Genomic DNA, 24,929 nt, shown 5'->3' with positions numbered 1-24,929 from the left:
TTTATACGTCAGAACTGATAATATTTATTGCTTCTGGAAGTGTGAATTTTCCTGTGTATAATGCACTTCCAACTACTACTGCACTGGCTCCTGTTCTCTTCAGTGCGATGAGGTCCTCGAGTTTTGTAACTCCTCCGGATGCTATCACAGGAATGGTCACTGAGCTCACAAGTTCTTCAGTAGGTATTGTGTTAACTCCCTGAAGAAGACCTTCATTATCGATATTAGTGAAAAGGATACTGCCTGCTCCCAGTTCTTCAAATTTTATCCCCATCTCAACAGCTGTGAACTCGGACTGTTTCTTCCATCCTTCTATAGAGATCTTTCCATCTTTTGAGTCCAGTGCAACATTTATGTGCTCGCTGCCAAAAGCATCGGCAAGTTCCTTTACTAGCTGGGGGTTGTTTATTGCAGCCGTACTCAATATGACCCTGTCCACACCAAGGTCTAACAATTCAGCTGCATTTTCAAAGGAGCGAATTCCTCCGCCAACCTGTATCTCCATACCAAGTGGCTTACATTCTTTGACGATCCTCTCAATTATGGGTGCATTCTTACGCTTCCCATCGATGGCACCGTCAAGGTCGATGAGGTGCAGGGTCTTTGCACCCTGTGATACCCAGTCCTTTGCCACAGCTACCGGGTCATCAAGTGATATCATCTCACTCCCTGGTACTCCCTGGACAAGCTGGACGCACTTGCCGTTTCTCATATCCACGGCAGGAATTACTTCAAAGCTCATACTACCTCAGGGCATCATTCTCTCGATAGGCACTACAAGTATGTCCTTAGCACCTGCCTTCTTGAGCTCGCCGACCGTGGCAAAGATGCTTCCTGCATCGACCACTGCATGTACTGCAAGAGTGGAATCATCGGATTCTACTTTCATGACAGTTGGACCTCCCATTCCGGGCAGGACCTTCTTGACAACTTCAAGTGAATCTGCAGGAACGTTCATCATTAGGTAGCGTTTTCCTTTCGCCCTGAGCACACTTTCAACAGCCGTCTGGATCTGCTCTATCTTGCCGTTGTTCTCCAGTGTCTTCTTATTGGCAATGAGGTATACCGATGATGTGAATACCTCTTCTATCATCTTCAGATGGTTGGTTACAAGTGTTGTTCCTGAACTGGAGATATCGACGATCGCATCAGCGATACCAACATGAGGTGTCATTTCACAGGCACCACTTACCTTTATTACTTCAATGTTCACTCCGAGGTTCTTGAAGTACTTAGCTGTGATATTTGGGAACTCAGTGGCGACGCGCATTCCTTCAAGTTGTTTTGCAGAGCTTATGCTCGAATCTTCAGGTACGGCCAGAACAAGTTTTGCTCCGCCGAACTTGAGGTCAAGTAATATCTCTACATCAGATCCTGTCTCATCTATAAGGTCAAGACCTGTGATACCTACATCTGCGGCACCGTCCTGGATATACTCGGGGATATCTGCTGCCCTTGCAAAAAGATATGTTATTTCAGGGTCAGTGGTCTTAGCAAAAAGTTTCCTTGTTCCTCCTTCAAGTACAGGGAGCCCCGCCTCTTTGAGAAGGGTTACAGTGGGGTCGTGGAGACGCCCTTTATTGGGTATTGCAATACGTATCATGTGGATCCATCTGTGAAATTAGTATAAGTGTCAATTGAACGTTCTTTCAAAGACTTTTATAGCATATAGGTTTCACGCTGGCCCTGTCTTCTTCTATATTTATTTGTGAGTGCCCGTTTAATTACCATGAGTTATATTTTAGACGGAAAATATTATATAGATTATGAGTAGTCTGTATAGCGAAGGATACATAATAAACCTTAATTATCTATTCTTACCTTTCATTTGTCACTTAATGATTTTTAGAGACTTAAGAGGATTAATATGATTCGAAACATCAAAGTCGAACACCTGATTGAAACACCGGTGGAAAAACAGCAGATCGAGCTTGTTGAGAGAAAGGGTGTAGGTCACCCTGACAGTATCTCCGATGGTCTTGCTGAGGCTGTAAGCCGTGCGTTGTGTAAGGAATATATTGAAAAATGTGGCGTGGTACTTCACCACAATACTGATGAGACACAGATCGTGGCAGGACGCTCGAATCCGCAGTTTGGAGGCGGAGAGGTCACTCAGCCTATATACACATTGCTCGTGGGAAGGGCAACAAAGGAGTTCGAAGGTGTAGAGATTCCTGCTGAGTCCGTTGCTCTCAGGGCAGCAAGGGACTATATCAGAAACACAATTGTGGATATTGATCTTGAAAGTGATATCATAGTAGACTGTAAGCTTGGTACAGGCTCATCAGATCTGAGAGATGTTTTCAACAGGGACAGGGTCCCTGTAGCAAATGACACCTCTTTTGGTGTGGGTCATGCTCCTTTCTCAGAACTTGAGCAGATAGTCTATGAGTCAGAGAGGATGCTTATCACAGACCTGAAGAAGAAGATCCCTGGAATTGGAACTGATATCAAGGTCATGGGTCTCAGGGACAATGATGATATCAATCTGACAATATGCTGTGGTATGGTCGGCAGACATGTGGATGACATGGACCACTATATCAATATCAAGGAAGAGATGGCAGATTACGTTACCGATCTTGCACTTAAGCGCACAGACCGTAAAGTCAATACTTTCATCAATGCAGCTGACAATGAGAAATGTGACTCTGTCTTCCTGACAGTTACCGGTACTTCTGCTGAGATGGGTGATGATGGTTCTGTAGGAAGAGGTAACCGCTGTAACGGTCTTATCACTCCTAACAGGCCAATGAGCATGGAAGCTACCAGTGGTAAGAACCCGATCAACCACATCGGTAAGATCTACAACCTGCTCTCTACCCAGATGGCAAAAGATATTGTGAAGGCTGTCCCTGAAGTAGAGGATGTCTATATCAAGCTCCTTTCACAGATCGGTCAGCCAATAGACCAGCCACTTGTGGCAAGTGCTCAGATCATTCCGGCAGATGGCGCGAACTTTGCTTCCATAAGGGCTGAGACCGAGGTCGTCATAGATGACTGGCTTGCTGACATTACCAAGATCACTCAGATGGTGATCAGCGGCGAACTCGATACATTCTGATATACCTTTAAGGCAGCCCCGACTGTGGGGTTGCGCCTGTTATTTTTTCATTATTCTTCCTGAATATTATCTGTTTCAGTGCAGATTCTATTATTTTGTCTTCGTATTCTGTTAATTTCTGTTCTTTTCTTTATATGCTATGTCTCTTTGATGCCTTCTCCGGCGAAAGAGATAAGTATTATTGTGCGTATTGGAGGGTTGCATCGCACGGCAATGTCGTGCAGAGGCATGATTTGTAAGACCCGCTTTAACTCAGTTGGTAGAGTGCGCGGCTGTAGTTTGATTCATGTGACATGATCACATTACGCGCAGGCACCGCGATGTCCCCGGTTCGAGTCTGGGAGGCGGGACTTTCAAAATCATGAATGGTGCACAAAAAGCTTTATATACAAGAACGCCCTTTTAGGGGTGCTCACAAGCGAAATCATCCGCAGTGTCCGAATAGTGTAGAGGCCTATCATGGAGCCCTGTCGAGGCTCCGACCCGGGTTCGAATCCCGGTTCGGGCGCTAAACCTCAAGTCCCGGTTTTACCGGGGTCTTTTTCTCTTTTTGTTTATTATCAATGACTGAATTGTATTTTGTTTTCACTCGTTTCATAGCTAGTATTTTAATAATTATTACATTTTAACTGATTATTTATAGGGAGTTGCCTTACCTCTTAATATGGTGCGTATGAATGATCATGGTAACTCTGGTGTTCTGAAAGTTGTGATGTTCACTTTCATGTATATCATAATGTTATTTGCCATAGTACTGGTTTCAGGACTTGCAGGTATATGACAGGTTAGTAGGTACGTTAGGTGACCGTTCTGATCTGTCTGCCTCACTTATATCTGCCATTTGCTTGTTTCCTTTTGTCTGCAGTTAGCAGCTTGCTCTGATACTACATCCTTTAGTTTTGCTGGATCCTTCATAAAAAGAAAATACTTTTTTCCAAACATTGAAGCTGTATGGACATGGACACTGCCATATCCAAGCATTATCCCGGGCAATCCCTGCTTAAGAGTAATGTTATTTATTTTATCCAGAAAGATCTCATCAATATTCGTTGTAAGAAAACCATGTTTCATAACTATGCGTTGATTAGTTACTGAAACTTCTGTACTTCCGTAGAGGGGGAGCAAATATAACGAAGGTACAAAATATAGTGCCCAATGCACATAATAAAGTGGGATCCCTAATATTATCGCATAAATGATAACTGCCCAGTGCATTTCAGTTTCGAAAACAACCCATTCGCCTGGTTTTAAATTATCCTTGATGTATCTCATTTGTACCACCAAAAACTGACAAATATTTTTCAGATATTGTAGTATTTTTGGTTTATATTTTGTGCCCTCATATCTTGTCTGTCTATCTTATCCCGCAATATTGACCTATAGTCTATATAGCGTATGATCGATACGATGTCATCTGAAATTTGCTTAAAAAGAAGCTAATGGAAAGTTCTCTCTTTTATTTTGATGACATTCCCATTACATAGTTGCTCATGATCTTCAATTTTATCGATGCAGCCTTATGGTGCCCTGTGAAATAGTTGTAACTGGCCTCTGTATAGAACATCCATGTGAGCTCACATTTTGGAGGTGAGTGCCTGTCCTGTTCGTATGTGTGCAGACCACTATTATTTAATTAAAATATAAAAATAGAAAATAATTTATGCTATGTCTGTTTTTACTATTCCGTGGTATTATATGAATGATTCTGGTAATTCAAATATAGTTAAGGTCATGTTCGTTGGAGTTCTATATATGTTGCTTTTGTTAGGAGTCGTTCTGTTCGTTGGTTTTGTGAATATTTGATCATCAATATTCACTGTCATATCTATTCCATCTTTCTTTTTTTATCCCCTTACATCGTGTAATACTCAGTACCTATGTATATTTGTGATATAGGTCCTTCTGGATATGTATCATTGCTTGCACTCTACTATGAGAATATATTGAAGGTGCATACAAAATATTACAAAAATAGTCATTCGTAACATTGAAATATGATCCTGTCTTTACTATGGCCTAGACAGATCGGTAAGAGCCTATGATTATTCTAGCGTTCTCCTAAAGCTACTTCGAAAAACGAAACCCCTCTAAAGTTGAATCTTCTCCGGCCATCCGATCTGTCATTTCTGACAAAAGGTCCATGGGGCATATTGTTCAGGTCTGATACTTTTTTAATTTGTTCATCCTAATAAATGTGGACTAGTCTCAAGCAAAAAGAAATCTATTTATATCATTTAATTGTTTTTGCAGACTGTTATGTTCGACAGGTCAGGAAAATCAACAGCTGCAAAACTTCTGCTTCTTGTTTCAGTATATATTTTACTGATGTTGTCTCTGAGTCTGTTCTCAGCTATTGTCAGATGAACTTTTCAAATAGGACCTTTCGTTCTTTAAAGGATCGATCTAATTTTTTTTCTGCTATTTCTGGCATGTTTTCAAAAGGTCACATCTATGTTTCTAACAAGGATCCATAATCCGGTAGGATTAAATGCTGATATATCAGCTGTTCCCTATGAAAATGAGATAAAGGTGAATAGTGGGAATATATCATGTTTCTCATGATATCAGAAAAGAACAATTGGCGACTGGCAATTGAAAAAATAATGGTGGAATTTGTAGTTTCCGTTTTTGCCTTCGTTTTTCGATCCCGTTTTTAGTCGTTTTTTAATCACGTTTTTCAACCGTTTTTTGATCACGTTTTTGTTTGCTTTCGTTTTTGATCATATTGCCATGGTCTGGATCACCTGCAGCAAGCTGCATTCCATGAAAATGACCATCAGGTTGTTCACCACCAGGAACAATCCTACAAGCGCAATGCATTTCCTTGACATGACCCACAGAAGATCCATCCATCTGGAGCCAGATTCCTTGAGCATTCTGTAATTCCAATATACGATCGCAAGGAACAGGATCTTCAATATAAGAAGGGAGCCAACACCATAGTTCTGCATAATAACAGCCAGAAAATCATTTTCCTCGAATCCGTAATTCAAGGCATGGGCCGTCGTCAGGAAATCTCCCAGTACATAGAACACAATTATATATTTGACATCCCTCAGGAAATCAGATACATTTTCGAACTGTGAATAGTACAGGTTTGCGTTGTGCATAATAGTTGGTTTTCATGGAGCTGTATATAACAGGGATGTGAATGGATCCTATGTTCATGTACATAATATGTAGTTGAATGTACCAATATCTCCAATTCTATGGACATAGCACTTTTGATCAATATTGCCAAAAAAAAGGGATTGTTATTTCCTGCTTCTTATTTCAGGTCATACATTTGATAACAATTTTGTACTAGTAACTACTAGATAATACTATGACCTCATCAACAGTTCCCATTGATATTTCCGCTGAACTGGAAAGCCACAGGTCAGATGTATATCTGATGGTAGGGAATTCGAACAATGCAGACATCTTCTATGCTACGCATTTCTTTGCTTCAGACCAGTTTGCATATTTCCAGACAAAGGATGGTAAAGAGACACTTCTGATCTCGGATATGGAGCGTGGCAGGGCAGAGATCGAATCAAGGGTATCTGACATCCGCACATTACAGGACCTTGATTACAGGGCAAAGGTGAAAGAAAGAAAGGACCCTTCACTCGCGTATTGTGACTGCATTGCAGAGGTACTGCAGAAAGGCGGTGCAAAAAGGGTGGCAGTTCCAAGGGATTTTCCATATTATATTGCCCAGACCCTCAAAGAAGAAGGTTTCTCGATCGAGGCCATGAAAAGCCCGTTCGCGCAGTTGCGTTCAAAGAAGGCTTCTTCAGAGTCAGATATTGTGAAAAAGGTGCAGGATGCCTGTAACAGTTCAATGAAAGCTGCTGCTGAGATGGTAAGGAAGTCAGAGGTTGTTGAGGGAGTACTCACTTATCATGGATTTGCCCTGACATCTGAAATGGTTCGCAAAGAGATCGATATGACCCTCCTTGAGCATGGATGTGAATCTGACAGCACCATCGTTGCCGGAGGCACAGGTTCTTCGAATCCTCACTGGGAAGGTGAAGGTCCGCTCAAGGCCAACGAACCAATAGTTATCGATATTTTCCCACGCAGCAAGAAGGAAAGATATTTTGCTGATATGACCAGGACCGTTCTAAAAGGTGAACCTTCCGAGAAATTGGCAGACATGTACGAAGCTGTTCTTGCCGCACAGGAAGCAGGTATAGCTATGGTCAAACCAGGTGTCAAATGCAGCGATATCCATAACAAGGTATGTGACGTGTTCAAAGAGAGAGGTTATGACACTATCAGGGAAGGTTCAAATGTAGGTTTCATCCACTCCACAGGACATGGTGTGGGTCTTGAGATCCATGAGCTTCCCTTTGTAGGTAACAGCGATGTTGAACTTGAAGAAGGCAACATCATCACAATAGAACCGGGATTGTACTATCCTGATGTAGGCGGTATTCGCCTTGAGGACCTCATCCTTGTGACATCAGATGGTCATGAGAACCTGACGGAAATGGAAAAGAGATTTGTATATTAGTCCCGGTACACGAGTTTACAGGAGATTTTAAATGGCTGATAAAGTCCAGGAGATCGAAGAGATCATTGACAAATATGTCACAGCAGGAAAGATACTCTCACAGGTAAGGAGTGAGGCAAAAGACAGGATAAAGGTGGGCGTTAGTCTGCTTGAGATCGCCGAGTTCGTAGAGAACAGGGCAATAGAGCTTGGAGCAGATGGTTCTGCGTTCCCCTGTAATATATCCCGTAACGATGAAGCTGCACATGCAACTCCGCTTGCAGGCGATACCACTGTCTTTGGTGAGGACGTGATCAAACTCGATCTTGGTGTTCACGTGGATGGATACATTGCAGATTCTGCTATAACGATCGACCTCTCAGGTGATTACACGGACCTTGTAAAGGCTTCTGAGGCCGGACTTGAAGCAGCTATCGACACAGTGAAGAATGGTGTGAACACCGCAGATGTTGGTGCTGCCATAGAGGATGCGATAATCTCCCACGGTTTCAAACCAGTCGGCAATCTCACAGGACACGGCCTTGCAAGGTACATACCACATGCACCTCCAAGTATCCCTAACAGGAGAATGGGAATGGGTGTCGAGCTAAAGACCGGTGACTTCATTGCTATCGAGCCTTTCGCTACGGATGGTGTTGGCAAGGTAGTTGACGGTTCTCTCACAGAGATCTTCCAGCTCGTAGGCAAAAAACCTGTTCGTTTACCTGCAGCAAGAAAACTTCTGAAGGAGCTTGAGCAGTACAAGACACTTCCGTTCGCAAAGAGATGGCTTAAGAGCCCTCAACTGGATTTTGCTCTAATGCAGCTTGAAAGGTCTGGTATCATTCATTCCTATCCGGTGCTCAAAGAAGTGGGTGGCGGAATGGTCTCTCAGACCGAGCACACGGTCATCGTCACAGATGACGGATGTGAGGTAACTACAAGATAATCTGTTAAAATGACAAAGGGATGCGGTCAGTTGAAGCTCAGATCACTTTTAATGTTCATAATGTTATTCTCGATGCTTATTCTTCCGGCAAGTGCTGCATATGAGTGGAGCAATGAGATAACGGTAGGAACAGATGATATGGTATGGGAATACACTGAGAAGTATTCCGATGATAGATCTGTCATATTCAAATCTTTCATTGATGTGGAGTTCGGTGACAATGATAATTTCGTCAGTGCATGGGAACTATTGAAGGCGGATGTAAAGACCAGCAGATCGTTCCAGGAATCCATTGAGAAAAAAATGGATGTGAAGATAGATAATTCCTCAAAGAATGTCACTCTTCTGGGTGTTGAAACCACCATGTCCAATGAACTGCTGGGTCCGACCAATGAAAGGAAGGATATAGTCAACAATTACCAGGTCCTCTATGAGTTCAGAACACCACTGACAGAAGACGGTTCTAATATGTGGTTCCAGGGAGAACCGGATACCGATGTGACAATTTCTCTCCCTTCAGAACTGAAGTTCATATCTGTGGATGGTATAGATAATGAGTCTATAAAAGAGGATGAAGACGGGACCCATATCTCTGGAGAGTTTGGTTTCACTGGTGAGGTGACAGTGTATTTCTCAGTAGAGGAACCAGAGATCCCTGTAATGGAAACTGATGTAAACACTTCCGTTTCCACTTCAGATGCTGAAGATGATACTACATCTTTCCTTGAAAGGATATTTCCGGGGATCACTGATGACCTGCTTGATAAATTGAGGTCCGATACATTTAAGAGCTTTTAATATGACTGAAAAAGTGGTGATAAGCTATGCAGATCGAGAAGATAGAACTTGAGAATGGTTCGGCCATGGGCCTGAGCTTCCAGATGCAGAAAGCTCCTCTGCTTGTTATCAGGGCTGACAAAGGTTTTGTCATGTGTGGTTATCTTGATCTTGATACTGCCGGTGTCCTTGGGGATGTTGCGGTCAAGGTTAAAGGTGTAAATACATTTGATGACGTGCTCAAGGCACAGGTCGTAGGTGCCACTCCTGAGGCTATAGATCTTGGTATCAAGGTAGGTATGACCGGGAAGGAAGCACTGGAACTGATGTTCTGATAAAGATCCCTTTTAATTTTTCTTTTAGCAGATATCTTCATTGAAACGCTTTAAATACTACTTCTATTCTCTATTGCGTTATTATGCTGTATGCTTTTGAGTTATCCGGGGAGCACGCTGTCCTGCCGTGTAAAGAGGTTTTTGCATGTCTTTCAATGGAAGGTCTTGAGTACAGGGAGCATGCCTCCTATGACAATTGTCTCGTGCTTGATATAGAAGGTGAGGACATCGATGAGAAGCTCACTTTCATAGCCGGGAGGCTTGCAATGTCCCACCATATACTAAAAGTGGTGGGTATCTGTGAGGTTGAGGCAGATCCTATTATTGATATGTGCGACAGGTCGGACCTTTCCGCTCATCTGTCAGAAGGCCAGACATATGTTGTCCGTGCAAAAAGGGTGCATCACCACGGGGATGTCAAAAGGGAATTCATAGAGGGAAGACTTGGAGGCAGTATCTATCGCAAGGGTTTCAGGGCGAACCTGAAGGACCCTGATGTAACGTTCCGTTTCATCATGACCGATATGGCAGTACTTGGTTCGGTTGTAGCCTCTATTGACAGGGGTGCTTATGAACACAGGGCCCCACATAAGAAACCATTCTTCTATCCGGGAGTTCTCATGCCAAGGGTTGCAAGAGCATTGGTGAACATCTCACAGGTAAGAGATGGAGAGACACTTTTTGATCCGTTCAGTGGTACAGCAGGTATCCTTGTGGAAGGTGGACTTATAGGTGCTCATGTTATCGGTATCGAAGTTCGTCACATGATCTCACATGGTGCAAAGATGAACCTTGATGAATATGATGCAGACCATTCACTTCTGGTAGGTGATGCATGTCGTGTGCCACTCAAGGACTCATCAGTTGATGCTATTGTTACTGATCCACCTTACGGTCGCTCAGCAGCTATCAGAGCAGAGTCACTACATCATCTTTACACTGATTCCTTCGTAGAGATGTATCGTGTTCTTAAACAGGGAAAACTTGCAGTTGTTGTCTCAGAGATCAAGGTGGAGGAATTCGCAGAGAATGCAGGGTTCACGATAGCTGATGTATTTACACAAAAGGTACACAAGAGCCTGACACGTACGTTCACGGTACTTTATAAGGACTGAGCCACATATCGATCATGGATCAGTGACCAGTAGGCAGCAAGCATGTTCTCGTATTCTTTGTAATCCGGGAATCGCTTCTGTATGTGGTTCCAGAATCGCTGGCTGTGATTTAGTTCTATAAGATGGACCATCTCGTGAAATACGATGTATTCTATCATATTATCGGGCAGATGTCTCATATAGCTGTTGAAGTTCAGGTTTCCTTTTGAACTACAGCTTCCCCATTTTGTTCTCATTCTGCGAAAGCCGGTCCTTTTTGGTTCGACCGCAAGCTCCTGTCCGGTCTTTTCAATAAAAGAATGTACAATTTCCTTTAGTTCCTGAACAGACCGTTCAGCTACAAGCTCTACATCCCTGGTGATATCCTTTAGCTTCTGCATCCGGGAATATCGGTTGTAGATCCATCTGCGATGCCGATGGATTATCATTTCATGGTCTTTGTGTGCATGTGGGACTATCAGGTATAGTTTTCCTTCTTTGAACTCAAGTCTTGGGTTCTTCACATCCCTGTGGATAAGCTCATAGTCAATGACCATGTCCTTTATCGTTGCCTGAAGCTGCATTTGTCGTATTGAAAAAAGTGAAAGGTATCTTACCTTTCTTCTCTTGGAACAAGACTTTCCATAACTTCTGCCATGACTCGGTGACGGACCATATAATCATGGACGTTCTCATCGGCTCTGCGTATTGCATAACCGTCCTCACACCAGTCTATGGGGTCAGGGTATTTCACTTCCATGAGTGTGAGTCCGTATGCTGAAGCTGGCTCCAGCCCTTCCTCATATGATTCCGGATCAAGCATCTGGGTAAGCCATTCCTCATCCCTTACTCCGCTTCCAACCATTGTAAGGGCAGTGACGATCTTCCTTACCATATTCCAGAGAAAACTATTTGCCTGGATGTCTATCTTGGTGAGTGTACCGCTGACGCGGACATCTATCCTTTCTACATTCCTTACAGTGCTCTTATCTTCATCCTTACTGCAGAAATTAGCAAAATCATGTTCTCCCACAAGGATCTTGGAAGCAGCTCTTATTTTAGAAATATCATATTGCTCCCCGCTCATAATATATCTGTACTTGCGGCTGACAGCCCATCTTCGTGGATCAAAATCATCTGGTACTTCTGCATGTGCCCATGCCCAGATGGAGTTTGGGAGCTTTGAATTGATGACCCTTGGTATTGCAAGATTGGGTTTGTCAGTATTGAATGCAACTACCTGTTCTCTTGCATGTACACCTGCGTCGGTTCGTCCTGAACTTGAAAAACGTGCAGACTTTGGATCATCTATGATCTCAAGGTCTGTGAGTGCATTGAACAATTCGCCTTCTATCGTTGCAACATCAGGCTGGACCTGTGATCCATGATAACCTGTGCCTACGTATGCTACTTTCAGAGCAACTCTCATACCATTCACTCAGGCTTCATATGTTCTTTTTTCTATAATACATTTCTCTTACAAATAGCAAAGCAATAACGAAGAGACATCCGAAAAAGAACCATACGCTTACATGTGAAAGGATCCCGTCCCTGAATATACCGCTTGCAGGTTCAGCAACCGTTGTCATGTTGTCGGTGAATGTCTGTGTCATTGGAAACATTTCGGTCTGGTTCCCTGTAGCATTCATGACCCCTTCTCTCATCAGGTCTGTTCCTGCTTCACTTCCATTTGAAGCAGAGGATGCAAGCATCTCAGGACTTACATCATCGACACCTGTAAGACCGTCTGATGCCATGTCCTCTGTAGGTACATCGTATTCCATTGTTTCTTCAACGGGCATCTCCTGCTGGACATCAACATCCATGGCCGCTTCATCTGCCACTTCAACATCTCCAAGACCATCGGTGTCCATCTCCATGGCATTTTCTTCTAATACTTCTTCACTTTCCATGCCCCCCTCTGCCATTACATCATCTTCAGCAACGTCCTTTGCCATGAATGCCATTGGCTCCTCTTCGGGGACCGGAGCAGTTGCAGCATCCTGTGACATGGTGCTTGTGGCTCCCATGCCCAAATTCCGTGTGATGGCTTCCAGCCCGGTTGCGGCAAACACTGCTCCTGCAACAAGTCCAAGGTATTTCTTCAGCATGCTGATTATCGATGATCTGTCATCTTTGGTACTTCCCGGAGCAACGACAATAAACTTCTGGACCGGTTCGTATATCTTTATCTGCCTGCCCTTTTTGCTCCATTTTGTCTCTTTAACTTTGATGAGATTAGCTTCGACGAGTCCATCAAGGTTGTATTTGACAGTTGTAAGTGGAAGGTCGAGCTTTTCAGCGACATCGCTGGCAGACATTGGATCATCTGCAAGGATATCAAGCATTTTCATTGCTTTTTCATTTGAAAGTATCTGGGTGATCTTCTTCGAGTCCTCACTGAGCGGAAGAATGAGGACTTTGTCAGAATTGGTAGTTTCTTCGTTATCTCCCATAGGTCGTAGTATATAAACATTGATTTATATTGTTTCCTTTAGGTTCAATTCTGTTCGAAGTCTTCTTTATCGGGTGAACAACTCGTAAAGTTAAAGTATGGACAGAATAATATGTGGTAAATTCTAGGGGCTATTACATCATGATAACTAAAGAACGAATAATGGAAATTGTTGAGAACTACGACCTTGATGATCTGAGCATTGCCACTGTTTGTTCTCATTCAAGCCTTCAGATATTCTACGGCGCAAGGAAAGAAGGCTTCAGAACTATAGGTATCTGTGTAAAAGAACCTCCAAGATTCTATGATGCTTTTCCGCTTGCAAAACCGGACGAATTTATCGTTGTTGACAGCTATAAGGAAATACCGAATATCCTTGATGAACTTAAGGCAAAGAACTCTATAGTCATTCCTCACGGCTCATTTGTTGAATATATGGGTGCTGAGACATTTGCAGAAATGGCTATTCCTACATTCGGTAACAGAGCAGTACTTGAATGGGAATCCGACAGAGAGATGGAACGTCAGTGGCTGGAGAGCGCTGGTCTTGAGATGCCAAAGCTCGTCAAACCTGAAGAGATAAACGGTCCTGTCATGGTCAAGTACCATGGTGCAAAAGGTGGACGTGGTTTCTTTATTGCCAAGAACTACGAGGAGTACAAGGAGCATGTCGATCCTAACGAGAAGGTCACCATCCAGGAATTCATGGTAGGAACAAGGTATTATCTTCATTTCTTCTATTCCCCGCTAAGGGAAGAAGGTTACAAGCTCAGTACAGGTATCCTTGAGATGCTCAGTATGGACCGCAGGGTAGAGTCCAACGCCGATGAGATATTCAGGCTCGGTTCCCCGAAGGAACTCGAGGAAGCAGGTATCATCCCATCATATGTGGTTACAGGAAATGTCCCTCTGGTTGCAAGGGAATCTCTTCTCCCAAAGATATTCTCTCTCGGAGAAAAGGTAGTTGAGCAGTCACTTGAACTATTCGACGGTATGATCGGTCCTTTCTGTCTTGAGACAGTAGTTACTGACAAACTTGAGATCAAGGTCTTTGAGATATCCGCACGTATTGTTGCAGGTACCAACATCTATCTTGCAGGTTCTCCTTATTCCGATCTTGTCGAACCGGACCTTTCCACAGGAAAGAGGATCGCACAGGAGATCAGACTCGCCAGTACCACAGGTCAACTGGATAAGATCTTATCTTAATACTTACAATATTACCTATGGTCCTTTAAGGATCATGGGTGTGTTATTATTTCTGATCTGACAAGTGGCAATGCTGTCATCGACTTTGATGTTATTATAGTAGGTGCAGGACCCGCAGGGCTCTTTGCTGCCTATGAGCTGGCAGAGCTGTGCCTGAAGGTGCTTGTTATTGACTCTGGTAAGGACATCGATAAAAGATATTGTCCCATGTCCTCTGTATCCTCATGCGATCACTGTACTCCATGTTCCATTCTTTGTGGTGTTGGGGGTGCAGGTGCTTATTCTGACGGGACGCTGAATCTAAGGCCTGATATCGGTGGGGATCTTTCCGAGTTCACAGGTGATGATGAAAGTGCATGGGAACTTGTTGACTACGTGGATAGTATCTATCTGAAGTATGGGGCTCCTCAGAAAGTATATTCCGCCACAGGAAAAGATGCTGAGATGTTGAAACGCAGGGCGGCTTCTGCAGGAGCAAGGTTCATAGATATCGATCAGCGCCATATTGGTTCGGATAATTCGACCATTCTTATAGCCAGCATGAAAGATGACCTTGTTTCAAAAGGTATTTCATTTCTTCTGGGATCAAAGGTAACGGACATCATTGTAGAAGATGAGAAATGCAGGGGTGTTCGACTTGGAGACAAGTCTATCAGGTCGAAGTACACACTTCTGGCTCCGGGAAGGGTGGGTTACGAATGGATGAACTGTCTTGTTTCAAGACATTCGATCCGTTACTCATACAGTGGAGTGGATATCGGAGTTCGTGTGGAAGTTCCTTCTGTTATAATGGATCCTGTTACAAAGATAAATCATGATCCTAAATTCCATATATACACTCGCAGGTATGATGATCATGTGAGGACCTTCTGTACGAACGAGCATGGATTTGTGGTCAAGGAAGAGTATGAGGGTTTTGTTGCGACCAATGGTCATTCCATGCACAGTAAGGTTTCTGAGAACACTAATTTTGCTTTCCTTGTACATGTGGAACTGACACATCCAATGGAGAATACGATCAAATACGGGAGGTCAGTGGCAAAACTTGCAACCACTATCGGTGGGGGTCGGCCTGTTATTCAGAGACTCGGTGATCTGAAGAGAGGTCGCAGGTCCACAAGCAGTCGGATTGCCAGGAATGCAGTTGTCAATACGCTCAAAGATGTAACTCCAGGGGATATCTCCATGGCATTGCCTCACAGGATGGTGATGGATATCATTGAAGGTCTGGAAGTTCTGAGTATGATCATTCCAGGTGTGGATTCGGATTGTACTCTTCTGTATGCACCAGAGGTTAAGTTCTACTCTCTGAAAATAGATGTTGATCACACAATGCAGACAAATATACCTTCGCTATTCGTTGCAGGGGATGGTGCGGGCCTTTCACGTGACCTGATCAACTCATCAGCAACCGGTGTGCTCGCTGCCAGAGGTATAGCATTTCATGTGAACAAGAAGTAAAGAGGAACCTCGCATAATGATGGTTTGGGTGAAGTTTGGGGTATGACGCATTTATCAATAGAATCAATGCATCAGAGGGGAATGATGTGATGACGGAGATTCCTCGACTTCTAATATGAATGGACGTATATATATTTTGTTAATTTACACGCCTGATATATTTTATTTTAGAAAGTCTGCAGCTCCTCCTTTTGATATTTTGAAGCTCACTGTGTAAAACTTAGAACTAAATACAAAATATTATATGGAGTGTAGAGGTTTCAAATTTCATTATGTCCTCATCTTTAGACGCAGGTATTTCAAAGCATCAGTATGTTCTCGGTGGGAATGGAGAAGAAGTCCTTCTTTACATGGGAAGGTATCTTGCACGTGACAGGTCTTCAGGCTCTCATGTATCTCTTGATGTAAACAGACCACATGCGGTTTTCATTGCAGGCAAAAGAGGGTATGGAAAATCATACACAATGGGTGTACTTATGGAAGGGTTGATGCTCCTGCCGGATGGCATCAGGGAAGGTGTCGCTTCTGTGGTCATCGATACAATGGGCATTTTCTGGACACTTGGAAAGAGCAATGATGTCCAGAATAAGATGATAAATGAATGGGAACTGGAACCAAAGGGTTTCGATGCTGATATTTTTGTACCTGCCGGAAGTGTCAGCAGTTATGAGAAAAGGAACATCGATGTGCGTCCGCTCTCCATTCCAATATCACAGATAGATGGCTATGAGTGGTGTCGGCTCTTTAGTATAGATGCTGTTTCCTCTCCTGGTGTGCTTATTATCAGGACCATAGAGGATCTGAGGGCTGAAGGTGATTTTTCTTTTGAGGATATCATCGATTCCATTATTGATGATGAACGCTCGGACGTTGTTACGAAAAGTGCTGTAGAGAACCATTTCAGGACAGCTTCATCCTGGGGTGTGTTTGCAGAAAGAAGTCAGGGTATAGAAGAGATGGTCAAAGGTGGCTCTACATCTGTCATAGATGTGAGCACCATACGAAGTGAGGCTGTAAGGTCTGCATTGGTCGGTTCGATCGCAAGAAGTATCTATCATCTTCGTCTTGAAGCAAGACGTTCTTTTGAGAGAGTCATGATGGGTGATCAGGACGTAGATCAAGGTATACCTATGGTCTGGTTGTTCATCGATGAGGCACAGCAGTTCCTGCCATCAAAGGGCAGGACACTTGCATCGGACATCCTTTTGAACGAGTGGCTGAAACAGGGCAGACAGCCCGGTCTGTCACTGGTGCTTGCAACTCAACGTCCTTCCTCTATCCATCCGGATGTCCTATCTCAATCTGATATTGTAATATGTCATCGGCTGACATCACAGGATGATATCAGTGTCCTTGAATCGGTAAGACCTACTTATATGAAGGATAATTTTGGTGATTCTATCATGAAGATGGGCTCTGAGAAAGGAGCAGCATTTGTTGTGGATGATAATACTGAAGCTTCTCATATTATCAGGATGAGACCACGTCTTAGCTGGCATGGTGGGGATGACCCTTCTATTATTTTCTAATTCTACCTTCTTCTTTATCTGCAAAGATCTATCCTTATATCTGCACTATCTTAAAACAAATTATATATTACTGCAAAGAATTGTTTGAGAGGACTAGAACATATAAGCAAACACAGAAGATCTGCCTTCCCATGCCGTTTGGAACAAATTAGCTTTTTCAGATGAACCGGCATTAGTTATGTGGCATTCTGTTTTTCAACTATCTTCTGTACATTAATTAATAAGTGATTCGATGAGATCATACGAGAATAGGCAACAAAGCATTGTAGATAGGATCGACTCTGAAGAACCCCTGGCAAAATGGAATGACTGGAAATGGCAATTGAGACATTCGGTCAGCGATATCGATACGTTTGAAACTCTTCTTAACATCAGATTTGAAGCAGATGAAAGGGAAGCGCTCAAAAAGACACTTGATACCTTCCCGTTATCCATAACTCCATATTATCTCTCCCTTATAGAGGTCGAGGATTTCAGGAACGACCCGATATTCATGCAATCTTTTCCTTCACCAAATGAATTGATAGTATCATGTGATGAGATGGCAGATCCTTTAAGTGAGGACCATGACAGTCCTGTGCCCGGGATCACTCATAGATATCCTGACAGGGTACTTTTCCACATAAGCAATGTATGCTCGATGTATTGCAGACACTGCACAAGGAAAAGGAAAGTAGGTGATGTGGATTCCATACCCAATAAGGATGAGGTGCTCAAAGGGATAGAGTATATAGCAAACACTCCTGAGGTCAGGGATGTACTACTATCAGGTGGTGATCCGTTCATGCTTTCAGATGAGTATCTGGACTGGATCCTTACTGAAATAAGGAAGATCCCGCATGTAGAAGTGATCAGGATAGGTAGCAGAATGCCTGTGGTCCTTCCATATCGTATAACTGATAATTTAGTGAACGTATTAAAAAAACACCATCCTATATGGGTAAATACTCATTTCAATCACCCACGTGAAATTACCTCCTCCTCAAAGGAGGCACTGAGGAAACTTGCTGATGCAGGTATCCCTCTTGGGAACCAGACGGTTCTTCTTGCAGGTGTTAACGATTGCTATAGAATATTAAAGAAACTCTTCCACAAGATGGTGGAGAACAGGGTAAGACCATATTATCTGTACCAGTGTGATCTTTCGGAAGGTCTCACTCATTTCAGGACATCTGTTGGCAAAGGTATGGAGATCATGGAACATCTGATAGGCCATACAAGTGGTTTTGCTGTTCCTTCATACGTGATCGATGCTCCTGGTGGCGGAGGCAAGATCCCTGTGATGCCAAACTATCTGATATCCTGGTCAACTAATAAGGTGATACTGAGGAATTACGAGGGTGTTATCACTACTTACGCAGAACCCGATTCATATGAGGCAGTTTACTGTGACCGCAAGTGTGACGGTTGCAAATTGCAGCTAAAACTGGATGAGGCGCAGGAATACAAGTCAGTTGGAATTGCAAAACTGCTTTCTGACTTCTATGATGACACAAGTCTTGTACCTGAAGATACTGCACGCATGGAGAGAAGGAACGTTGACTGATCATATCCTTAAAATAAGGAACTCTGTCATCCAGCACGGTCCTTCCAATGACCGTGTTTATTTGATGAAACTTGCATCTGGTGATCATCTGGAAGTGCCTGCTCAGGTGGAGACGATCGCGAAGGAGAACGGATATTCAAAGATATTCTCAAAGATCCCTTCCTCCTCAATAGGCCATTTTCAGGAGATGGGTCATGTTGAGGAAGCTCATGTTCCCGGTCTGTATGACGGAGAAGAGACTGCCTGTTTCATGGGGAAGTTCCTTTCGACCGAACGCTCAAAAGAGCGATATCCCGATGAGATAGAAGGGGTTATCAGTGCTGCTCTTTCAAAGCTTGGTAGTTCTAAGGAAGTTGAGCTACTGGAAGACGAAGAGTGTTCTATATGTGCTGAGGATGATGTTGAAGAGATGGCGAAGATATACTCACAGGTATTCCCGAGTTATCCTTTCCCTATACATGAACCTGCATATTTGCTCAGGACAATGGATGAGAACCTCATTTATTTTGGTATAAGGAAAAGTGGAAAACTTGTTGCTTTATCATCCTGTGAGATGGATGTTGAGCACAGTAACGTCGAGATGACCGATTTTGCAACATTACCTGAATTCAGGGGCAGAGGTTATTCCTATCATCTTCTGGATAGAATGGAAAAAAAGATGCGTGAAATGTTCATCATCACCGCATATACTATTGCAAGGGCAAGGTCCTATGGGATCAACACGGTATTCTCACGGAATTCCTATGTGTATGCAGGGACCCTGGTCAATAATACCAATATATCAGGTGGTATCGAAAGTATGAATGTCTGGTACAAAAGACTTGATCAGATGTGATATATACTGTCCTTGATGTTCTTAGTGATGATCTCAACACTGTAATTTTGTATTGGGATTTCGTATAGAAGACGGTTATTTATGAAGTTGGTCAGTTCTTCTTCATCGTTGAAAAGACCGAATGCTTTGATGGAGTATTGGCCGGTTGTCTGGTAGATCTTAATGAACTCATCTATCTCCATCAGCTTTTGAATGCTCTCCTTTGTCTTTTTTGGCTCCATTTCCAGGTTAAAGATCGCAAAGGTTCCTTTTCCAAATTTCCTGGGATTGAGCAATACCGTGTAGTTCTTGATGTATCCTTCGTCTTCCAGTTTTTCAAGCCTGTACCTGACCCCGTTCTCACTGAGGCCTACTTCTTTGGCTATTTCTGATATCGGTGTCCTGGCTCCATTTTGCAGTATGGATAGTATGACCTCATCCTTTTTGCTGACCATTGCCTTAATCTTAGGTTTGCTACTATTAATGATCTCTGTTGCAGTTGATCATTGTATCACGTATGCATTACTCTGTAAGGTATTTCGTTTTCTTCCGGTTTGCCAGTAGTATTATTTAGTATGATGCTATCTAAGGTATAGTTTCAATTTCATTAATGATAATTATTAATTAATACAAATTAGGTGGAAATATGAACGGAAGAGTCTGGAAATTCGGAGACGACGTTGATACTGATGCTGTGATCCCAGGAAGGTATTTGATCATGAATACTCCTGAAGAACTTGCAGCACATGCTTTTGAAGGTGTAAGACCTGAGTTCCCTAAAGAGGTCAAAGAGGGTGACATCATCGTTGCCGGGAACAACTTTGGATGCGGTTCTTCAAGAGAACACGCTCCTATTGCATTGAAAGGAACAAAGATAAGCTGCGTGATCGCAAAGTCATTTGCACGTATCTTTTTCAGGAACTCGATCAATATCGGTGTTGCACTCCTTGAGTGTCCTGACACTGACAAAATAGAAGATGGCGATGAACTGTCTGTTGATTTTGCTTCAGGTGAGATCACCAATGTCACAAAGAACGAAAAATATCAGGCAACACCTCTGCCAGAGTTCGTAAGGGGCATCATGGATGCTGGTGGACTGATCGAGTACACAAGGCAGATCATCTGAGCTATCTGAACATTATCTATTGAATATCTTATCTTAGGAGTAATCATGACACAGTACAAAATACCTGTAATTCCAGGAGATGGAATAGGTCCTGAGATCATAGCCGAAGGTCGTAAGGTTATCGATGCTGCAGGAGAGAAATTTGGATTTGATGTTGATTGGGTAGAGTTCCCACACGGTGCAGACCACTACCTTGAAACAGGTGAGCTCATATCTGAGGATTCACTAAAAGAGCTTTCAGGCTACGAAGCTATTTATCTTGGTTCCATTGGTGATGACAGGATCGCACCAGGTGTTCTTGAAAAGGGTATCTTGCTTGCAGCAAGGTTCTACTTTGACCAGTACATCAACCTCCGTCCTATCAAGTTGCTTGAAGGTGTATGGACCCCTATTAAGGACAAGACCCCTGCAGACATTGACTTTACAGTTGTCAGGGAAAACACCGAGGACTTCTACATTGGAATAGGCGGACGTGCAAAGAAAGGTACTAGCAAGGACCTTCTTGAAGTATCAAGAACCCTTTACAACGCAAAGTTCGGTCTTGATATCGAGACTGACAGCGAAGAGATCGGTTATCAGATCGGTATGATCTCAAAGGAAGGTACACAGAGAGTTATCAACTATGCATTCGATCTTGCTGAGAACAGCAAGAAGCATGTATCATCTGTGGACAAGGCAAACGTACTTTCCGATATCTACGGATTCTGGAGAGAGGAATTCAATGCAATTGCAGAAAAGCATCCTGATGTCAAAACAGACTTCAATTACGTGGATGCAATGACAATGTGGTTCGTCAAGAATCCGGAATGGTTCGATGTTGTTGTAACCCCGAACATGTTCGGTGACATTATCACAGACCTCGGAGCAATGGTCCAGGGAGGACTCGGACTTGCACCTGGTGGAAACATCAATCCTGAAGGTACCAGTATGTTCGAACCGATTCACGGTTCAGCACCAAAGTACAAGGGTCAGAACAAGGTCAATCCAATTGCTACTATCTGGGCAGGCGCAATGCTCATCGAGCAGCTGGGCGAGAAGGAAGCTGCAGATTCTATTGTTTCTGCGATCGAAACCAACATTCTTAATGCAAAGGTCCAGACCTATGATATGGGTGGATCATCAGGCACATCAGATGTCGGTGACGATATCGCAAGGATAGTCCTTGGAAAGTAAATTTATCTTTTGCATCCTTTATGGATGCATTTCTTATCTTTTTTGATATTATATTATTTTATTCAATTTCTATGAGATATTGTACATTTCATTCACTATTCATATGATATTATTCCATAAATCGAGTATGTTAATTTATTTTTGATTATTTTATTTATTTGTGTATATTCGTGATAAATTCCGCTATTTTAGGCGCTGGATTTATATGGGATGCAAATTTTCTTCTTTTTGTTACCAAATTGCACACACAAATGCAATTTGGGATGTACCATATCCAAATACAGAGGGATTATACATTGTCTCAGCAAAAAGATACAGAACAACTCATAGAGATGGCAAAGGGATCGATTCTCGATTATGATGAGAATGGTGCAGAAAATGTAGCTAAAGAAGCTCTTAAAATGGATGTGGATATAAACGAATTTATTGAGAAGGGATTTATAGAAGGCATGAAAGCAGTTGGAGACATGTTCGAAGAGGGAAATGCATGTCTCCTACATATCTTTGCAGCATATGGTGCTATGAAGGCAGGGATGTCTGTCCTTGATAGTGCTGGCAAGGGCAGGAAAGAGAATGATAACATGGTCATAGAGCTTGTAAATGAAAGCCAGAGGGATGAGAAGATCGATATCCTTGAAACAATGTTCAAGATAAACGGATATGATGTTGTAGAGATCCCGGATAGTGTTCATATTGTTGATTTTATAGAACATGACCGGGGATTTGAAGATCTTCCAAGCTCATGTAAAGATGAGATCAAAGCTAAACTGGCAGCAAATCCAAAGGTGACCACCTTTCAGTTGTGCGATATGAGTGAAAAGGTCATCTGTTAGCTTTTTCATATTTTCTTTTTCTCTTTTTTGTTCAATGTGTCCTTATAATATATCATCATCATAATGGTGATTATATAGTTTAAAATAGATATTTTTATATAATAGAATATTCTCCCTATATCTGTAAATGATGGCAAAATAAGCCTGTAACACAGAATGGGCGGCTAATGGCCTTTCATTAAAAGGAGTGTAATTCTGTTATGACAAAAACAATTGAAGAACTGGAAAGTGATCTGAGTCTCATGAATGAGATGTTCCGTAAGTACGTCAAACTTTCTTCTAATTATCAAAAACAGATCGACAATGCGGACATTCCAGAAGAACAGCGTAAGACTCTCATGGAAAAGCTCGAGAACGAGAACGAAAAGGTCCGCCAGGCAAAAGAGAAGATGGAAAAGTTCGAGCAGACCATAGAGACGCTCAAAAGATCCAATGAAAAACTAAAGATGGTCACTTCCTGCAAGGAAGAACCTGAATATCTTGTGGCTTATAATTGAAGCCACAAAAAACCCTTTTAATTTTAATTCACGATACGGGTTCCAAGCTCTACGCCTTTTTTGTCCCCTTTCTTTCCGTTCTCTTCCATAATTACTCTGAGAACATTTCCAGGTTCGCTACCTTCCATTACGATCGTTTCGATATTGCAGCGCTCGATGATCTTTGCAGCGAGTGGATCAACAGGTGATTTAGATCCGGCCTTCATCTCAGTTGCCATGACGGTGTTAACAAGTTCCTTTGCGGTCATTGTCTCATACTTGACAGCATCAGGGTCCTTGCGTGGGTCTGCGGAATACACTCCGTCAACTGCAGTTGATATGACCAGGAGGTCTGCCCTGAGGTATTCTGTGAGTATTGCTGCCACAGCATCCGTTGTCTGTCCGGGGATAACTCCGCCCATGACAATTATCTTTCCTGATGAAAGTACATCCTGTGCCTCTTTGTAGTCCTTTGGAGGTTCCGGGTATGCAGCATCACCAAGTGCTGATATAAGCAATTTAGCATTCAGGCGTGTTATATCAATACCTATATAATCGCACTCCACCTCATTTGCTCCGGTACTACGGGCCACACTGATGTAATCCCTTGCAGCAGCACCGCCACCGGTCACTACTACTATCTCATGCTCTTTGGCAAGCTCTTTGAGCGCCTCGGCATATCCCAGAAAACTATCCGGTTTAAGTTCTTTTGCCAGTATCGATCCACCGACTGATAATATAATTAACATGATAACCTCTAGTCGTTACGCTGTTTTGATTTTAAAAGTAACGCTAGGGACAATATTGCAATTACACCCATTATCGATGAAAAACCGGGTACGAATGTTGATATTGACAGTGGGGACCTGTTTATTCCCATACTCTCACTGTGAAGTACATTACCATTGTAAAGTCCGTATATCTTTACTGCATCACCGGGTTGAAGTTCTGTTGAACCATAGAAGAATACTCTCAGGGCACTGTTCTCATCATCTGTGACGGTTATCGTATATCTGCCCATGGTCTGGTCAATAGCAGACATATTTCCTTTTACTGTCATGTATTTACCATTGTGGTTCGCCGGGTCAGCAACGACATCACTTATATTCACGATCCCCATATCCACGATAGGATAGCGAAGGACATAGATGGGTACAAGCCTGCTTTCTCCTATAGGCTCATAGATGAATTCACCTGTAACAAGTGCCTGTTCACTGATATTGAACCCATCGAATAGTTCTATTTTAGATGTTTCGATGTTCAATGAGTCCGGGCCATCAGTAAGGGTTGCAGATTGTTTTGTAATATCTGAAAAATTCCCTGTGACACTTATCCTGCGGTATGCCATGGTACTATCATAAACAGTTGGATCATCTTTTATTTTCGAGATGGGTACTATCTCAAGTTCGAATATCGATGCATACGCGCTCGTGGCAGTACAACTTAGTAACAGGAATGCCATGAAAATTGTTCTTATCATACTGCTGTTTAACACATGATCACCTTTAACTATTTTTTCCAAATCATAATATATAAGTGATATTATTATATATGCTTTGCACCAGATGTAACTCAAGTGTTAATTTTTAAATAAGTAAAAAAAGAATA

The 24,929-nt window shown here is 42.7% G+C and carries 25 protein-coding genes and 2 tRNA genes; 17 read left to right on the top strand and 10 right to left on the bottom strand.

Features of this window, described 5'->3' with window-relative positions; genetic code table 11:
• Position 1 precedes the first annotated feature (1 nt).
• On the bottom strand, positions 2-742 hold the full coding sequence (gene hisA / locus BM008_RS07025; RefSeq protein ID WP_091935300.1) for a 1-(5-phosphoribosyl)-5-[(5-phosphoribosylamino)methylideneamino]imidazole-4-carboxamide isomerase: 741 nt from the start codon (positions 740-742) through the stop codon (positions 2-4).
• A gap of 6 nt (positions 743-748) precedes the next feature.
• Positions 749-1,603 carry an ATP phosphoribosyltransferase gene (hisG, locus tag BM008_RS07020; RefSeq protein WP_091935297.1) on the bottom strand — a complete coding sequence of 285 codons (855 nt, stop codon included), beginning with the start codon at positions 1,601-1,603 and terminating at the stop codon, positions 749-751.
• A 264-nt stretch (positions 1,604-1,867) separates the two neighbouring features.
• Here hisG and BM008_RS07015 point away from each other — a divergent pair, with 264 nt between their 5' ends.
• The 3 genes from BM008_RS07015 (at position 1,868) to BM008_RS07005 (ending at position 3,572) form a co-directional block, all read left to right on the top strand.
• Positions 1,868-3,064, top strand: coding sequence for a methionine adenosyltransferase (locus BM008_RS07015; RefSeq protein ID WP_091935294.1), 1,197 nt, complete (start codon positions 1,868-1,870; stop codon positions 3,062-3,064).
• Positions 3,065-3,305: 241 nt separating this feature from the next.
• Positions 3,306-3,414, top strand: a tRNA-Tyr gene (locus BM008_RS07010).
• Between the two features lie 85 nt (positions 3,415-3,499).
• Positions 3,500-3,572, top strand: a tRNA-Asp gene (locus tag BM008_RS07005).
• Positions 3,573-3,892: 320 nt separating this feature from the next.
• On the opposite strand, the gene BM008_RS07000 is transcribed toward BM008_RS07005, so the two are convergent.
• Both BM008_RS07000 and BM008_RS06995 read right to left on the bottom strand, forming a co-directional pair.
• Positions 3,893-4,336, bottom strand: coding sequence for a PH domain-containing protein (locus BM008_RS07000; RefSeq protein ID WP_091935290.1), 444 nt, complete (start codon positions 4,334-4,336; stop codon positions 3,893-3,895).
• 1,448 nt (positions 4,337-5,784) lie between these two features.
• Positions 5,785-6,174, bottom strand: coding sequence for a DUF5658 family protein (locus BM008_RS06995; protein WP_091935287.1), 390 nt, complete (start codon positions 6,172-6,174; stop codon positions 5,785-5,787).
• 215 nt (positions 6,175-6,389) lie between these two features.
• On the opposite strand from BM008_RS06995, the gene BM008_RS06990 reads away from it, so the two are divergent.
• The 5 genes from BM008_RS06990 (at position 6,390) to BM008_RS06970 (ending at position 10,720) form a co-directional block, all read left to right on the top strand.
• Positions 6,390-7,565, top strand: a complete 1,176-nt coding sequence (locus BM008_RS06990) for a M24 family metallopeptidase (RefSeq protein ID WP_091935284.1) — start codon at positions 6,390-6,392, stop codon at positions 7,563-7,565.
• 31 nt (positions 7,566-7,596) lie between these two features.
• Complete coding sequence (map, locus tag BM008_RS06985) at positions 7,597-8,493, top strand: type II methionyl aminopeptidase (RefSeq protein ID WP_091935281.1); 897 nt, start codon at positions 7,597-7,599, stop codon at positions 8,491-8,493.
• A gap of 9 nt (positions 8,494-8,502) precedes the next feature.
• The gene (locus BM008_RS06980) at positions 8,503-9,291 is read left to right on the top strand and encodes a hypothetical protein (RefSeq protein WP_091935277.1); all 789 of its coding nucleotides are present in this window, start codon (positions 8,503-8,505) and stop codon (positions 9,289-9,291) included.
• Positions 9,292-9,317: 26 nt separating this feature from the next.
• Positions 9,318-9,605, top strand: coding sequence for a YunC family protein (locus BM008_RS06975; RefSeq protein ID WP_091935274.1), 288 nt, complete (start codon positions 9,318-9,320; stop codon positions 9,603-9,605).
• A gap of 83 nt (positions 9,606-9,688) precedes the next feature.
• A complete protein-coding gene (locus BM008_RS06970) occupies positions 9,689-10,720 on the top strand; it encodes a TRM11 family SAM-dependent methyltransferase (RefSeq protein ID WP_091935271.1) in 1,032 nt (343 codons plus the stop codon).
• Here BM008_RS06970 and BM008_RS06965 read toward each other — a convergent pair.
• From BM008_RS06965 to BM008_RS06955, 3 genes are read right to left on the bottom strand one after another with little or no spacing between them, the layout of a single operon-like run.
• Positions 10,708-11,283: a M48 metallopeptidase family protein gene (locus BM008_RS06965; protein ID WP_091935268.1), complete on the bottom strand. Its 576-nt coding sequence runs from the start codon at positions 11,281-11,283 to the stop codon at positions 10,708-10,710. The genes BM008_RS06970 and BM008_RS06965 overlap by 13 nt on opposite strands.
• Positions 11,284-11,312: 29 nt before the next feature.
• Entirely contained in the window at positions 11,313-12,128 is an 816-nt protein-coding gene (gene truA, locus BM008_RS06960; protein ID WP_091935266.1) for a tRNA pseudouridine(38-40) synthase TruA, read from the bottom strand.
• Positions 12,129-12,144: 16 nt separating this feature from the next.
• Positions 12,145-13,155 carry an ArsR/SmtB family transcription factor gene (locus tag BM008_RS06955; RefSeq protein ID WP_091935263.1) on the bottom strand — a complete coding sequence of 337 codons (1,011 nt, stop codon included), beginning with the start codon at positions 13,153-13,155 and terminating at the stop codon, positions 12,145-12,147.
• Positions 13,156-13,295: 140 nt separating this feature from the next.
• Here BM008_RS06955 and BM008_RS06950 point away from each other — a divergent pair, with 140 nt between their 5' ends.
• The 5 genes from BM008_RS06950 (at position 13,296) to ablB (ending at position 19,734) form a co-directional block, all read left to right on the top strand.
• A complete protein-coding gene (locus BM008_RS06950) occupies positions 13,296-14,363 on the top strand; it encodes a formate--phosphoribosylaminoimidazolecarboxamide ligase (RefSeq protein ID WP_091935260.1) in 1,068 nt (355 codons plus the stop codon).
• Between the two features lie 45 nt (positions 14,364-14,408).
• The gene (locus BM008_RS06945) at positions 14,409-15,824 is read left to right on the top strand and encodes an NAD(P)/FAD-dependent oxidoreductase (RefSeq protein ID WP_394328921.1); all 1,416 of its coding nucleotides are present in this window, start codon (positions 14,409-14,411) and stop codon (positions 15,822-15,824) included.
• Between the two features lie 272 nt (positions 15,825-16,096).
• Entirely contained in the window at positions 16,097-17,353 is a 1,257-nt protein-coding gene (locus tag BM008_RS06940) for an ATP-binding protein (RefSeq protein WP_091935253.1), read from the top strand.
• Between the two features lie 232 nt (positions 17,354-17,585).
• The gene (kamA, locus tag BM008_RS06935; protein WP_091935250.1) at positions 17,586-18,899 is read left to right on the top strand and encodes a lysine 2,3-aminomutase; all 1,314 of its coding nucleotides are present in this window, start codon (positions 17,586-17,588) and stop codon (positions 18,897-18,899) included.
• Complete coding sequence (ablB, locus tag BM008_RS06930; protein ID WP_218146695.1) at positions 18,892-19,734, top strand: putative beta-lysine N-acetyltransferase; 843 nt, start codon at positions 18,892-18,894, stop codon at positions 19,732-19,734. Before kamA ends, ablB begins: the two co-directional genes overlap by 8 nt.
• Here ablB and BM008_RS06925 read toward each other — a convergent pair.
• Positions 19,725-20,168, bottom strand: a complete 444-nt coding sequence (locus BM008_RS06925) for an Lrp/AsnC family transcriptional regulator (RefSeq protein WP_091935245.1) — start codon at positions 20,166-20,168, stop codon at positions 19,725-19,727. The genes ablB and BM008_RS06925 overlap by 10 nt on opposite strands.
• Before the next feature lie 191 nt (positions 20,169-20,359).
• Between BM008_RS06925 and BM008_RS06920 the strand changes: the two genes are divergently transcribed.
• The 4 genes from BM008_RS06920 (at position 20,360) to BM008_RS06905 (ending at position 23,342) form a co-directional block, all read left to right on the top strand.
• Positions 20,360-20,839: a 3-isopropylmalate dehydratase small subunit gene (locus BM008_RS06920; protein ID WP_091935242.1), complete on the top strand. Its 480-nt coding sequence runs from the start codon at positions 20,360-20,362 to the stop codon at positions 20,837-20,839.
• 45 nt (positions 20,840-20,884) lie between these two features.
• The gene (locus BM008_RS06915) at positions 20,885-22,012 is read left to right on the top strand and encodes an isocitrate/isopropylmalate dehydrogenase family protein (RefSeq protein WP_091935239.1); all 1,128 of its coding nucleotides are present in this window, start codon (positions 20,885-20,887) and stop codon (positions 22,010-22,012) included.
• 296 nt (positions 22,013-22,308) lie between these two features.
• Positions 22,309-22,845 (top strand): B12-binding domain-containing protein, encoded by a 537-nt coding sequence (locus BM008_RS06910; RefSeq protein WP_177187997.1) that lies wholly within the window; start codon positions 22,309-22,311, stop codon positions 22,843-22,845.
• Positions 22,846-23,045: 200 nt separating this feature from the next.
• Positions 23,046-23,342, top strand: a complete 297-nt coding sequence (locus BM008_RS06905; protein ID WP_091935234.1) for a hypothetical protein — start codon at positions 23,046-23,048, stop codon at positions 23,340-23,342.
• Between the two features lie 23 nt (positions 23,343-23,365).
• On the opposite strand, the gene pyrH is transcribed toward BM008_RS06905, so the two are convergent.
• Both pyrH and BM008_RS06895 read right to left on the bottom strand, forming a co-directional pair.
• Positions 23,366-24,070, bottom strand: a complete 705-nt coding sequence (gene pyrH, locus BM008_RS06900; protein WP_091935231.1) for a UMP kinase — start codon at positions 24,068-24,070, stop codon at positions 23,366-23,368.
• Between the two features lie 8 nt (positions 24,071-24,078).
• On the bottom strand, positions 24,079-24,801 hold the full coding sequence (locus BM008_RS06895; protein ID WP_091935229.1) for a hypothetical protein: 723 nt from the start codon (positions 24,799-24,801) through the stop codon (positions 24,079-24,081).
• Positions 24,802-24,929 lie beyond the last annotated feature (128 nt).

This window comes from Methanolobus profundi, assembly GCF_900114835.1.
GTDB classification, from domain to species: Archaea; Halobacteriota; Methanosarcinia; order Methanosarcinales; family Methanosarcinaceae; genus Methanolobus; species Methanolobus profundi.
Note: the sequence above shows the minus strand (reverse complement) of the source record. Positions and strands in the feature narration are given on the sequence as shown.

Coding starts and splice junctions, on each gene's coding strand:
- hisA (WP_091935300.1), bottom strand. CDS start 742: ATGAGCTTTGAAGTAATTCCTGCCGTGGATATGAGAAACGGCAAGTGC.
- hisG (WP_091935297.1), bottom strand. CDS start 1,603: ATGATACGTATTGCAATACCCAATAAAGGGCGTCTCCACGACCCCACT.
- BM008_RS07015 (WP_091935294.1), top strand. CDS start 1,868: ATGATTCGAAACATCAAAGTCGAACACCTGATTGAAACACCGGTGGAA.
- BM008_RS07000 (WP_091935290.1), bottom strand. CDS start 4,336: ATGAGATACATCAAGGATAATTTAAAACCAGGCGAATGGGTTGTTTTC.
- BM008_RS06995 (WP_091935287.1), bottom strand. CDS start 6,174: ATGCACAACGCAAACCTGTACTATTCACAGTTCGAAAATGTATCTGAT.
- BM008_RS06990 (WP_091935284.1), top strand. CDS start 6,390: ATGACCTCATCAACAGTTCCCATTGATATTTCCGCTGAACTGGAAAGC.
- map (WP_091935281.1), top strand. CDS start 7,597: ATGGCTGATAAAGTCCAGGAGATCGAAGAGATCATTGACAAATATGTC.
- BM008_RS06980 (WP_091935277.1), top strand. CDS start 8,503: ATGACAAAGGGATGCGGTCAGTTGAAGCTCAGATCACTTTTAATGTTC.
- BM008_RS06975 (WP_091935274.1), top strand. CDS start 9,318: ATGCAGATCGAGAAGATAGAACTTGAGAATGGTTCGGCCATGGGCCTG.
- BM008_RS06970 (WP_091935271.1), top strand. CDS start 9,689: ATGCTGTATGCTTTTGAGTTATCCGGGGAGCACGCTGTCCTGCCGTGT.
- BM008_RS06965 (WP_091935268.1), bottom strand. CDS start 11,283: ATGCAGCTTCAGGCAACGATAAAGGACATGGTCATTGACTATGAGCTT.
- truA (WP_091935266.1), bottom strand. CDS start 12,128: ATGAGAGTTGCTCTGAAAGTAGCATACGTAGGCACAGGTTATCATGGA.
- BM008_RS06955 (WP_091935263.1), bottom strand. CDS start 13,155: ATGGGAGATAACGAAGAAACTACCAATTCTGACAAAGTCCTCATTCTT.
- BM008_RS06950 (WP_091935260.1), top strand. CDS start 13,296: ATGATAACTAAAGAACGAATAATGGAAATTGTTGAGAACTACGACCTT.
- BM008_RS06940 (WP_091935253.1), top strand. CDS start 16,097: ATGTCCTCATCTTTAGACGCAGGTATTTCAAAGCATCAGTATGTTCTC.
- kamA (WP_091935250.1), top strand. CDS start 17,586: ATGAGATCATACGAGAATAGGCAACAAAGCATTGTAGATAGGATCGAC.
- BM008_RS06925 (WP_091935245.1), bottom strand. CDS start 20,168: ATGGTCAGCAAAAAGGATGAGGTCATACTATCCATACTGCAAAATGGA.
- BM008_RS06920 (WP_091935242.1), top strand. CDS start 20,360: ATGAACGGAAGAGTCTGGAAATTCGGAGACGACGTTGATACTGATGCT.
- BM008_RS06915 (WP_091935239.1), top strand. CDS start 20,885: ATGACACAGTACAAAATACCTGTAATTCCAGGAGATGGAATAGGTCCT.
- BM008_RS06905 (WP_091935234.1), top strand. CDS start 23,046: ATGACAAAAACAATTGAAGAACTGGAAAGTGATCTGAGTCTCATGAAT.
- pyrH (WP_091935231.1), bottom strand. CDS start 24,070: ATGTTAATTATATTATCAGTCGGTGGATCGATACTGGCAAAAGAACTT.
- BM008_RS06895 (WP_091935229.1), bottom strand. CDS start 24,801: ATGATAAGAACAATTTTCATGGCATTCCTGTTACTAAGTTGTACTGCC.